General features: G+C 63.2%; 7 protein-coding genes. 4 read left to right on the top strand and 3 right to left on the bottom strand.

The genetic code is table 11. The features are described 5' to 3' along the window. Positions 1-105: 105 nt before the first annotated feature. Entirely contained in the window at positions 106-1,320 is a 1,215-nt protein-coding gene (locus AB8A38_RS28930) for a TrmJ/YjtD family RNA methyltransferase (protein WP_439088328.1), read from the bottom strand. A gap of 323 nt (positions 1,321-1,643) precedes the next feature. Between AB8A38_RS28930 and AB8A38_RS28925 the strand changes: the two genes are divergently transcribed. From AB8A38_RS28925 to AB8A38_RS28910, 4 genes are all read left to right on the top strand, one after another. Further along, positions 1,644-3,368, top strand: coding sequence for a carbamoyltransferase C-terminal domain-containing protein (locus AB8A38_RS28925; protein ID WP_439088326.1), 1,725 nt, complete (start codon positions 1,644-1,646; stop codon positions 3,366-3,368). 206 nt (positions 3,369-3,574) lie between these two features. Further along, entirely contained in the window at positions 3,575-4,789 is a 1,215-nt protein-coding gene (locus AB8A38_RS28920) for an NADP-dependent isocitrate dehydrogenase (RefSeq protein WP_439088324.1), read from the top strand. A gap of 95 nt (positions 4,790-4,884) precedes the next feature. Then, positions 4,885-6,948: a prolyl oligopeptidase family serine peptidase gene (locus tag AB8A38_RS28915; protein ID WP_439088322.1), complete on the top strand. Its 2,064-nt coding sequence runs from the start codon at positions 4,885-4,887 to the stop codon at positions 6,946-6,948. Positions 6,949-6,986: 38 nt separating this feature from the next. After that, positions 6,987-7,691 carry an SDR family oxidoreductase gene (locus AB8A38_RS28910; RefSeq protein ID WP_439088320.1) on the top strand — a complete coding sequence of 235 codons (705 nt, stop codon included), beginning with the start codon at positions 6,987-6,989 and terminating at the stop codon, positions 7,689-7,691. Positions 7,692-7,710: 19 nt separating this feature from the next. On the opposite strand, the gene ybaL is transcribed toward AB8A38_RS28910, so the two are convergent. Both ybaL and alaS read right to left on the bottom strand, forming a co-directional pair. Next, positions 7,711-9,402: a YbaL family putative K(+) efflux transporter gene (ybaL, locus tag AB8A38_RS28905; RefSeq protein ID WP_439088318.1), complete on the bottom strand. Its 1,692-nt coding sequence runs from the start codon at positions 9,400-9,402 to the stop codon at positions 7,711-7,713. Between the two features lie 257 nt (positions 9,403-9,659). After that, positions 9,660-12,341 (bottom strand): alanine--tRNA ligase, encoded by a 2,682-nt coding sequence (gene alaS, locus AB8A38_RS28900; protein WP_439088316.1) that lies wholly within the window; start codon positions 12,339-12,341, stop codon positions 9,660-9,662. Positions 12,342-12,576 lie beyond the last annotated feature (235 nt).

The following is a 12,576-nucleotide window of genomic DNA, read 5'->3' as shown; positions in this document are numbered from 1 at the left end:
TGCTGAAGCTCCTCTTAAGTCCCGCGCGGACAGTGGAGTGTCACATGTCGAGATTCCGGGTTCGCTCGCCTGCGGCGAGCGCCCCGGAATGACAGCTTGTTGCTGTTACCCCTGCCCCGGCATCCCGCTCGCGAGCAACGCCTCGAGCCGATCCAGCTCCGCCGCGATATCGCTGGTCACATGATCCGCCCGCATCGCGATGACGCGGTAGCCGCGCTCTTCCAGCCAGGACTTCCGGGCGGCGCGGTCGCTGACAATCACCTCGGTCTCGCCGGGATTCACCAGCTCGATGGCGATCCGCTCCGGGAAGGAGACGAAATCCGGGATGTGGCGGCCGACCGGGGTCTGGCGCTTGAACTGGCCGGCGAAGCGGCGGTCGGCGCGGAGCTGATCCCACAAGAGGCGCTCGGCATCGGTCGGGTTGCGGCGGAGCATGCGCGCGAGGCCACGCACGGTGCCGCTCTCATGGGGCGACGAGGCCTTGCCGTGTTCGGCCAAAAGCGCCCGCAGCCGGGTGGCCTGTTCGCCGTCGAGCACGCCGCCCTTGGCCGGGCCTTTGCGGCCCTCGGCGATGGCCATGACCACGCCGTGGAGCGTGTGCATGTCCTGCTTGGTCGGCTCCATCCGGGTGAAGATGTTGCGCAGGTTGACCAGCATGGTGTCGCGCTTCTCGGGCGGGCGCAGGAACTCGACCTTGTCGAGCTCGCCGACAAGGTTGTCGAAAAAGGCCGTCATCTGGTGCTGTGCCGCCGGCTCGGAGCGCTCCGGCATCGCATAGGGCAGCGCGTTCGAAGTCGCCTGCTTGAACCATTCATAGCCGCAGAGGAGAACCGCCTGGGCGAGGTTGAGCGAGGCGAAGGCCGGGTTGACCGGGAAGGTGATGATCCGGTTGGCGAGCGCGACCTCCTCGTTCTGGAGCCCGTAGCGCTCGCGGCCGAACAGGATGCCGGCGGTCGCACCTAGGGCGACATGGGCGATGGTCTCGGCGGCCGCGGCCTCGGGCGCAACCACCGGCTTGGCCTGATCATGCGCCCGGGCGGTGGTGGCGAACAGCAAAGTGCAGTCGGCGACCGCCGCCTCGACGGTGTCGAACAGCTCGACCTTGTCGAGGATGTGGTCGGCGCCGGAGGCAGCCCGGCGGGCATGGACGTTCGGCCAGCCGTCGCGCGGATTGACGATGCGCAGCCGGGTCAGGCCGAAATTGCCCATGGCCCGCGCGCACATGCCGATATTCTCGCCGAGCTGCGGTTCGACGAGGATGACAACGGGGCCGACGAGGTCGGTATGCGCCTTGGTCGAGTCGGTGCCTGAACCGGACATGCACTTCACTTTCTGATTCAATCTCTGAAGATCTTGAATCAACCCGTGAAGGTTTTGATTCAACACCTCATCCGGGCTCCCTGGTGATCGCCACATTGTTGAGTGATACAAGTGACTTAGCCGGGTATCTGGATGCGAATAACCCACCCTCCGGGGGTATTTACGATGCAGCCCTACGACGAATTGCCAGCGGATGCCAGACGTGGCCTGCCTGCCGCCTGACAATCCGGATGAAGGCGGGTTCCCGGCCAAGCGCTCGTGATTTGCCGGTCGTGGCGGGGGGTAGGTAATGTGCCGCTCCCGGGAATGACCTAGCAGCCTTCATGCCTCAGCTTATCCTCAGCGTTCACTCCGGCGTCCATGACGCCGCCGTCGCCGTTTTCGAAGATTACGACCTGAAGGCTGCCATTGCGCTGGAGCGACTGACCCGGCGCAAGAGCGACGGCAGTGTTCATCCCGATGCGGCCATCGACGAGGTGCTGTCGATCGCCGGCGCCACCCGGCGCGATGTCGACGTCGTCGCCAGCAGCCGCGCGATGTTTCCCAAGGCCTACTTCCCCCGCCTCGGCGGCTTGCGCTGGCTGCGCGAGCAGTATCGCAGCCGGGTCGGCAAGGATCGCCTGCTGCTCGGCGCCGAGCAGCATCGCTACCGCGCGCCGCGGGCCGAGGACGTCTTCGATGCCGCGGCGTGGCGGCGCGACGGCGGCTTCCGCGACGGTGCCGCGGTCCATTTCTACAACCACCACGAAGCGCATGCGCTGCCCACTTTGTTCTACAGCCCGTGGCCGAATGCCCTGCTGGTGACGGCCGATGGCGGCGGCGACAATGTCAATTACAGCTACCGGCACTTCGCCGAAAACAGCCTGACGACGCTCTACGGCGACGACGCCTGTCTGTTCCTGCCCAATCCCGTCGACAGCCTGGGCCGTGCCTATAGCGCGGCGACCAAGTCGCTCGGATTTCGGGCCAACCGGCACGAGGGCAAGCTGACCGGGCTCGCGGCCATGGGGCAACCGACAGCGGCCGAGACGATCGCCGGGTATTTTTCGGTGGCTCCGGACGGACGTATCCAGTCCAGCTTTCGCAGCTATCACCAGATGAACGCGTTGATGCGCCGGCTGGCCAAACAGGCCGGCCGGGAGGATTTTGCGGCGTCGATCCAGCAGGTGCTGGAAGACACCATGCTGCTGTCGCTGCAGCGCCTTTTGCAGCGGCATCCGGCGCGGCATCTCGGCCTGTCCGGCGGCGTGTTCGCCAACGTCAAGCTCAACCGACTGCTCGCCGAGCAATTGCCGATCGATGAACTGTTCATCTTCCCGGCGATGGGCGACGACGGCCTGCCGATCGGCGGTGCGCTGTCCTATCTGATGCAGCGCGACGGCCTCGTGCCATGGCTGGGCCGCCGCCGCGATCTCGGCAATGTCTATCTCGGCCGCGATTTTCAGGCCGGGCTCGACGCCGGCATCGCAGCCACGCCGGGGATCCACCGCACCGACGAGGCGCCGGTCGATGGCGCGGTGACGCGGCTGGTGGCGGGCGAGATCGGCGCGATCTTCAACGGCCGGATGGAATACGGCCCCCGCGCATTGGGCGCCCGGACCATCCTCGCCAATCCGGCCCGGCGCGGCACCCACGACCTCTTGAACGAACGGCTGAGCCGTTCCGAATTCATGCCGTTCGCCCCCGTCATCACCGCCGAACGTGCTGCGGAGGTGTTCGACGTCAATCCCGTCAATGCGCGCGCCTGCCGCTACATGACCATCGCCTGCGACGTGAGGCCGGAATGGCGCGGCCGTATCCCCGCGGTGGTCCATGTCGATGGATCCGCGCGGCCGCAGGTGATCGCGCGTCCGGACAACCCGCTCTATTATGACATTGTCGAGGGGTTTGCAGAGGCCAGCGGATTGCCGGTGCTGGTCAATACCAGCTTCAACGTGCACGAGGAGCCCATCGTCAACAGCCCGGACGAGGCGCTGCGCGCGCTGCTCGACCGGCGGATCGACTTCCTGGTGACCACGGGCGGCCTGTACCGGCGCGACGCGGCGTGACAGCGCGGCGCGGCAGCCTGCCGGTGAGCCGGTACGTGGCGGCGGGCAGCGCGGCGCAGGCTGCATTTTGAGCAAAAACAGCCTGCGTTTTGGGCTGAAAATTGCGCCGAAACTGCATGACGCCCCGGCTTTCGCCGGGTCCGGCGCGGTGCTATAGCCCCCCTACAAATCATCCCTCCCGCAACGCGCTAAAGGCCCGAACCACCATGGCAAAAATCAAGGTAGCCAACCCCGTCGTCGAACTCGACGGCGATGAGATGACCCGGATCATCTGGCAGTACATCAAGGACAAGCTGATCAACCCCTTCCTTGACGTCAACCTGATGTATTTCGACCTCGGGATGGAATACCGCGACAAGACCGACGATCAGGTCACCATCGACGCGGCCCACGCGATCAAGAAATACGGCGTCGGCGTGAAGTGCGCCACCATCACTCCCGATGAAGCGCGCGTGAAGGAATTCGGCCTCAAGCAGATGTGGAAGTCGCCGAACGGCACCATCCGCAACATCCTCGGCGGCGTGATCTTCCGCGAACCGATCATCTGCAGCAACGTGCCGCGTCTGGTCCCCGGCTGGACCAAGCCGATCATCATCGGCCGCCACGCCTTTGGCGACCAGTACCGTGCCACCGACATCAAGTTCCCGGGCAAGGGCACGCTGACGATGAAGTTCGTCGGTGAAGACGGCACCGTGATCGAGCGCGAAGTGTTCCAGGCTCCGGGCGCCGGCGTCGCCATGAGCATGTACAACCTCGACGACTCGATCCGCGACTTCGCGCGCGCATCGCTGAACTACGGCCTGTCGCGCGGCGTTCCAGTCTATCTGTCGACCAAGAACACCATCCTCAAGGTCTATGACGGTCGCTTCAAGGACATCTTCCAGGAAATCTTCGACGCCGAATTCAAGACCAAGTTCGAAGCCGCGAAGATCACCTATGAGCACCGCCTGATCGACGACATGGTGGCTGCCGCCATGAAGTGGTCCGGTGGCTATGTCTGGGCCTGTAAGAACTACGACGGCGACGTGCAGTCCGACACCGTGGCCCAGGGCTACGGTTCGCTCGGCCTGATGACCTCGGTGCTGCTGACGCCGGACGGTTCGGTGGTGGAAGCCGAAGCCGCCCACGGCACCGTGACCCGTCACTACCGCGAGCACCAGAAGGGCAAGGAAACCTCGACCAACTCGATCGCGTCGATCTTCGCCTGGACCCAGGGCCTCGCCCACCGCGCCAAGCTCGACAATAATGCCGAGCTGGCGAAGTTCGCCAAGACCCTCGAGAAGGTCTGCGTCGACACCGTCGAAGCCGGCTACATGACCAAGGATCTGGCGCTGCTGGTCGGCGCTGACCAGCGCTGGCTCTCGACCACGGGCTTCCTCGACAAGGTCGCGGAAAACCTGACCAAGGAACTGGCGGCCTGATTTCCGCCCTCTCCTGACTGCATGAGTTGAAAGTCCGGGCTGCCTCAGGCACCCCGGACTTTCTTTTTGAGACGTTCCCGTTTTCGAGGTGACTGATGACTGCGCCAAATCCCGCCGACGGCCATAATGATCCCCTGCTCTGGCTCGAAGAGATCGAGGGCGACAAGGCCGTGGCCTGGGTCGAGGCGCAGAATGCGCGGACCGATGGCTTCCTCTGCGACGATGCCTACCAGCGCGACTTCGACGCAGTCATGAAGATCCTCGACGCCGACGATCGCATTCCCTTCGTCGGAAAGTCTGGCGACTATCTCTATAATTTCTGGAAAGACGCCGCTCATCCGCGCGGGCTTTGGCGCCGGACGGTGCTGGAGAGCTACAAGCTAGATAAGCCCGAATGGGACGTGCTGCTCGACATCGATGCGCTCAACAAGGCTGAGGGAATCTCCTGGGCTTTCTCCGGCGCCGCACGATCACCGGATAAAACCCGTGCGTTGATCAGCCTGTCCTTCAACGGTACCGATGCCATCGAAGTCCGCGAGTTCGATATTCCGAGCAAGAGCTTCGTCGCGGACGGCTTCTTCATCTCGAAAGCCAAGACCCAGGTGAGCTGGCTCGATCAGGATACGCTGTTGTTCGGCAGCGCGCAGAATCCTGGCGACACCACAGAAGCCGGCTACGCCCGCGTTGTCAGAAAATGGAAGCGCGGCACGCCGCTGGCATCGGCCGAGAGCGTGTTCGAGGTCGAGAAGCAGGACGTCGCCGCCTGGTTCGGCGTCGACCGCCGACCGACCCATGAGCGCGTGATGTATTGGCGCGCGCTGGATTTCACGCGCTCGCATATATCAGTCGAACAAAAGAACGGCCCCCATGCCGGACAGCGTGTACGACTCGACCTGCCCGAAGAAGTATCGATCTCCGGCGATGCCGACGATCTGCTCGTCAGCCCGAAGCAGGACTGGACCGTGAGCGGCATGGTCATCCCAAGCGGTGCGCTGGCAGTAATCAACCTCGATCGCTTCCTCGAAGGCGCACGCGACTTCGAAATCATCTTCACACCGACGCCCACCCGCGCGCTGGAATCCTGGCTTGAAACGCGCCACGGCGTCGTATTGCAGATTCTCGACAATGTCCGCGCTCGCATCATGCTCACAACGCGCGACGGCGACGGCTGGATCGAAACTCCCGTCCCGGGTCTGCCCGACAACGCCTCGATCAGCGTCGCAGCTTTCGGCGGCGAGGACGATCCTGACCTCGGCAAGGATATGCTGCTCACCGTCACCGGTTTCGACCGGCCGACCACCACCGCCTTGTGGCACGGTGCCGGCGACCTCGAACCACTGAAATCCTCGCCACGCTCATTCGATTCAACTGGCATCGAGGTGAAGCAGTGCCACGCTGTCGCCGCTGACGGCACCAAGATCCCCTACTTCCTGATCGGCAAGAACCTCGCCTCATCAGATGCACCACGGCCCACGATCCTCTATGGCTATGGCGGTTTCGAAGTCTCGCTGACACCGTCATACATGGGCATCACCGGCAAGCTCTGGCTCGAACAAGGCAACCTCTATGCGCTCGCCAATATCCGGGGCGGCGGCGAGTTCGGACCAGGCTGGCATCTCGCCTCGCGCAAGGCGACGAAACATGTGGCGCATGACGACTTCGCAAGTGTCGCGCGCGATCTTGCTGTGTCCGGTGTCACGACGGCAGCAAAACTCGCCTGCCACGGCGGCAGCAATGGCGGACTACTCGTTGGCAACATGCTGACGCGCTATCCCGAACTGTTCGGCGCGATCTGGTGCAGCGTGCCGCTGCTCGACATGGCGCGCTACACAAAGCTGCTGGCCGGTCAAAGCTGGATCGCCGAATATGGCGATCCAGAAATCGCCGAAGAATGGGCATTCATCCAGAAATTTTCGCCCTATCACCTGTTAGCATCCGGCAAGACCTATCCGCCGATCTTCATCACCACCAACCGCACCGACGACCGCGTCCATCCCGGCCACGCCCGCAAGATGGCGGCGAAGCTCGAAGAGCTTGGCTATCCCGTCTGGTTCAACGAAACTGTCGCCGGTGGACACTCTGGCGCGGTGGACAATACCAAGCAGGCGCAGAGCCAGGCGCTGGGTTTTGCGTTTCTACGCCGAACGATTTGCCGCTAGAGCAATACGACCAGAAAAACATTCAGGGAGACCGCCTCATGTCATCCGACAAAGTCGCCATCATCACGGCCGGTGGAAGCGGCATGGGCGCTGCATCCGCACGCCGCCTTGCAGCCGATGGGTTCAAGGTCGCGATCCTGTCGTCGTCCGGCAAAGGCGAGGCACTCGCGCAGGAGCTCGGCGGCATCGGCGTGACCGGCTCCAACCAATCGAACGACGATCTGAAGCGGCTTGTCGATGGCACGCTGGAGAAATGGGGCCGGATCGATGCGCTGGTAAACAGTGCCGGCCATGGCCCACGTGCCCCCATTCTCGATATTACCGACGAACAGTGGCACACGGGCATGGATGTCTATCTGATGAATGTCATCCGGCCGACCCGGCTGGTGACGCCGATCATGCAGAAGCAGAAGTCCGGCGCGATCATCAATATCTCGACTGCATGGGCATTCGAACCCTCGGCGATGTTTCCGACATCAGCCGTGTTCCGCGCCGGGCTCGCCGCCTACACAAAGCTGTTCGCGGACAGTTTTGCCGCTGACAATGTGCGGATGAACAATGTGCTGCCCGGCTGGATCGACAGTCTGCCGGCCACCGAGGATCGCCGCACGAGCGTGCCCATGCAGCGCTACGGCAAGAGTGAGGAGATCGCCGCTACCGTTGCATTTCTCGCGTCGGAGGGCGCTGGCTATATCACCGGCCAGAATATCCGCGTCGATGGCGGCATGACGCGGTCGGTGTAGCGACCGCGCAACGGCGCGACTAAACAGGCGCTGTCGCGCCGATCTGCAGCAGCATAGCCTTGGCGATTTCCTGCTCGCCCATGATCACGACATTGGCGCCGTGATGCTTGAGGTGCGCGATCTCTTCTTCGGAATGGGCGCGGGCAATGATCGGCAGTGTGGGGCAGAGGGCGCGCGCCTTGGCGACGATCTGGCCGCCTTCGAAAGCGTCGGGAATCGCGACAAGGAGTCCCTTCGCTCCCATCACATTCGCAGCCTGCAGCATGTCGGGCGCCGCGGCATTGCCGGTGATGACCTCAACACCTTCCTTCTGCAGGCGCTCGACGACACCCGGCGTGTCCTCGATCACCAGCAATGGCGTATTGTTCAGGCGCAGCGCCCTGCTGACGACGCTGCCAACGCGGCCGTGCCCGACCAGCACGACGTGGTCCTTGAGCTGCGTCTCCGGCAACGGGACGCGCGTGACCGCTTTCTCCTTGCTGTCCGCAGCGGCCGCTTCACTCGCTGCCGCTGCTTTCGCGTCCTTGTCGGCCAGTAAGCGATCGAGCAATGCGAAGAACAGCGGGTTGAGCATGATCGAGATGATCGCGCCGGCGAGCACGAGATCGCGACCGCGATCCGGCAGCAGTCCGAGGCCCACGCCGAGGCTGACGAGAATGAAGGAGAATTCGCCGATCTGCGCCAGCGAAGCCGAAATCGTCAGCGCCGTCGAGGTCGGATACCCGAACAGTCGGACGATGCCGAAGGCAGCCGCCGATTTGCCGAACAGGATGATGAACACGGTTGCGAGCAGCGGCAGCGGTTCGCGCAGAATGATCGCCGGATCGACCAGCATGCCAACCGAGACGAAGAATAGCACCGCGAACGCATCACGTAGCGGCAGCGTTTCATTGGCGGCGCGTTGGCTGAGTTCGGACTCGCTGAGGATCATGCCAGCGAAGAAGGCGCCCAGCGCGAACGACACGTCGAATACAAGGGCTGCGCCGAAGGCAACCCCGAGTGAGATGGCGAACACCGCAAGACGAAACAGCTCGCGTGATCCGGTATGCGCTACGTAGTGCAGCAGCATCGGGATGACGCGGCGGCCGACCACGAGCATGAAGATCACGAAGCCCGCGACCTTGCCGAGCGTGATCAGCACCGGCATCGCAAGTGCTGACATGCTGGCACCGTTGCCCTCGCCTTTCAGCAGACCAGCGATCGCCGGCAGCAGCACCAGCGTCAGCACCATTGCGAGATCCTCGACGATCAGCCAGCCGATGGCGATGCGCCCGCGCTCGCTATCCACCAGCCGTCGTTCTTGCAGCGCGCGAAGCAGCACCACCGTCGAAGCCACCGACAGCGCAAGGCCAAACACCAGGCCGCCACCGAACGACCAGCCGAGCGCCTCGCCAAGGCCGATGCCGAGCAGCGTCGCCACGGCGATTTGCACGATGGCGCCGGGGATCGCGATATTCTTGACCGAGAGCAGATCCTTCAGCGAGAAATGCAGGCCGACGCCAAACATCAGCAGAATGATGCCGATTTCCGCGAGTTCATTGGCGATATTCTGGTCCGCCACATAGCCGGGCGTAAATGGGCCCATGAAGACGCCGGCGAGTAGATAGCCGACCAGCGGCGACACGCGAATGCGCTGTGCGATCAGGCCGAGGATGAATGCCAGTACGAGGCCAACGACGACGGTGGAAATCAGCGGGGTGTTATGCTCCATGCCGCTTTTTGCCGCATGGGCGCGTGGGATGCCACCCTTAACGAGGGCTACTCATGGTCGCAGGCGCGAGCGGTCACGTCATCGCGAGATGGGGTTGTGTGACCCACACTGCCATTCGGGGCGCGATCTCAGCGAAGCTGAGAGCGTGAACCTCAGGCATTCCAGTTGGAATGGCGGGGAATCTCGACATAGTAAAACACTGCGGGATTCCGGGTTTGCGCCCGCCTGGCGGCGTTCGCGACACCGGAATGACGAGATTAGTTGCCGATCGCCGCTTCGATCGCCGCCAGCGCCGCATCGGCCTTGGCACCATCCGGACCACCGGCTTGCGCCATATCTGGACGGCCACCGCCGCCCTTACCGCCCAACGTTTCGGACGCAAGCTTCACCAGATCGACGGCGCTGAAGCGCTTGGTCAGATCTTCGGTAACGCCGACCACGACGCCGGCTTTGCCGTCTTCACCGACATTGATGATGGCGACGACGCCGGAGCCGAGCTGCTTCTTGCCGGCATCGGCGAGGCTCTTGAGATCCTTCATCTCGATGCCCGACACGCTCTTGGCCATCAGCTTGACGTCACCGACCGTCTTGACGTCTGCGGATGCGCCGCCAGCGGCCGATGCACCGGCAGCAGCACCGCCGCCCATGGCGATGGTCTTCTTCGCTTCGGAGAGCTCACGCTCCAGCTTCTTGCGCTCGTCCATCAGCGCGGCGATGCGCGCCGGCATATCGTCGAGCGTGGTGCGAAGCTCGTTCGCCGCGGTTTTGGCGAGAAGGATCGTCTCATTGGCGTGATGACGCGCATGGTTGCCGGTCAGCGCCTCGATACGGCGCACACCGGACGACACCGCGCTTTCAGCCGTGACCGAGATCATGCCGATATCGCCGGTGCGTTTCACATGGGTGCCGCCGCAGAGTTCGACCGACCAGCCGAGCGCGTTGCTGCCCGAATCGCGGGGCATCTTGCCCATCGACACGACTCGAACTTCATCACCGTATTTCTCGCCGAACAGCGCGCGTGCGCCGGCCTCGCGGGCATCGTCCACCGCCATCAGGCGCGTGGTGACGGCGTCGTTTTCCAGCACCACATTGTTGGCGATGTCCTCGACGCGGCGCAGTTCCTCGGCCGTGATCGGCTTCTGATGCACGAAGTCGAAACGCAGGCGATCAGGCGCCACCAGCGAACCGCGCTGGGCGATATGATCGCCGAGCACCTGACGCAGCGCTTCATGCAGCAGATGGGTCGCCGAGTGATTGGCGCGAATCGACGAGCGACGGGTGTGATCGACGTCGAGCGCCAGCGCAGCGCCGACTTTCAGCGTGCCCTGCTCGAGCGTGCCGACATGCACGAACAGATCGCCTGCGCGCTTCTGGGTTTCTGTGACACGGAAGGTCACGCCCTCGCCGGTGATCACACCGGTGTCGCCGACCTGGCCACCGGACTCTGCATAGAACGGCGTCTGGTTGAGCACGATGGCGCCGGTGTCGCCTGCCTTGAGGCTGTCGACTTCCTTGCCATCCTTCACCAGTGCCGTAACCGCACCTTCTGCAGACTCGGTCTCGTAGCCGAGAAATTCCGTCGCGCCGAGTTTTTCACGTAGCTCGAACCAGATCGCTTCGGTCGCGGTCTCGCCGGAGGAAAAGCGCGACGCACGTGCCTTCTGCTTCTGCTTCTCCATCGCATCGGTGAAGGACGCGATATCGACGGAGATGCCGCGGTTACGCAGTGCGTCCTGCGTGAGATCGAGCGGGAAGCCGTAGGTGTCGTACAGCGTGAAGGCGGTCTCGCCGTCAAACATATCGCCCTTCTTCAGCGACGCGCTCTTGTCGTCGAGAATGCCGAGACCACGATCCAGCGTCTTGCGGAAGCGCGTCTCTTCGAGGCGCAGCGTTTCCTCGATCAGGCTCTCGGCGCGCACCAGCTCCGGATAGGCCTGGCCCATCTCACGCACCAGCGCCCAAACCAGGCGCCACATCAATGGCTCCTTGGCGCCGAGCAACTGACCGTGACGCATGGCGCGGCGCATGATCCGGCGCAACACATAGCCACGACCTTCATTCGACGGCAGCACGCCGTCGGCGATCAGGAACGATGAGGCGCGCAGATGGTCGGCGATGACGCGCAGCGAAGCCTTCATCGGCCCCTGCGGATCGGCACCGGTGAGATCGGCGATGGCGCGGATCAGCGCAACGAACAGATCGATGTCGTAATTGTCGTGCTTGCCCTGCAGCACCGCAGCGATGCGCTCGAGACCCATGCCAGTGTCGATTGACGGCTTCGGCAGCGAGATGCGGTTGCCCGGCGCAAGCTGGTCGAACTGCATGAACACCAGATTCCAGATCTCTATGAAGCGGTCGCCGTCTTCGTCGGGCGAGCCGGGAGGGCCACCTGGAATCTTGTCGCCATGGTCGAAGAAGATTTCCGAACACGGACCGCATGGGCCGGTATCGCCCATCTGCCAGAAATTGTCCGAGGTCGGGATGCGGATGATCTTGGAATCCGGCAGACCAATCTTCTTCCACAGCGCAAACGCTTCATCGTCCTCGGAATAGACGGTGACCAGCAGGCGATCTTTTGCGAGACCATATTCCTTGGTGATCAGGTTCCAGGCGAGCTCGATCGCGCGTTCCTTAAAATAGTCGCCAAATGAGAAGTTGCCGAGCATCTCGAAGAAGGTGTGGTGGCGCGCGGTATAGCCGACATTGTCGAGATCGTTATGCTTGCCGCCCGCACGGACGCATTTCTGCGACGTCGTCGCGCGCTGATAAGGCCGCTTCTCAACGCCGGTAAAAACGTTTTTGAACTGCACCATGCCGGCATTGGTGAACATCAGCGTGGGGTCGTTGCGCGGCACCAGCGGCGACGACGACACGATGTCGTGACCATTCGCCGCAAAGTAATTCAGAAATGCCGACCTGATCTCGTTAACGCCGCTCATATCAGTCCCATTGCGCCCAAGACTTGTTACGTTCAAGACTTGGCGCCTAAAAATCGCCCACGGCCCTGCCGTCGGCCAATGCCACAACCGGTTGCTTTTAGACCGGCGGCACTAGGCCTGTCCAGAAACTGTGCAAGGGGATTACAAGGGATCATTCAAGCGGATCAGGGGCTTGCCGCAGCAGCACAGGGCCGTTGATAGGTGTCGCAACCGCGTTGACAGATTCAGGGAACGC

The organism is Tardiphaga sp. 839_C3_N1_4 (assembly GCF_051811045.1).
GTDB lineage: Bacteria > Pseudomonadota > Alphaproteobacteria > Rhizobiales > Xanthobacteraceae > Tardiphaga.
The sequence above is the reverse complement of the archived record's forward strand: the minus strand, read 5'-3'. Positions and strand labels throughout refer to the sequence as shown.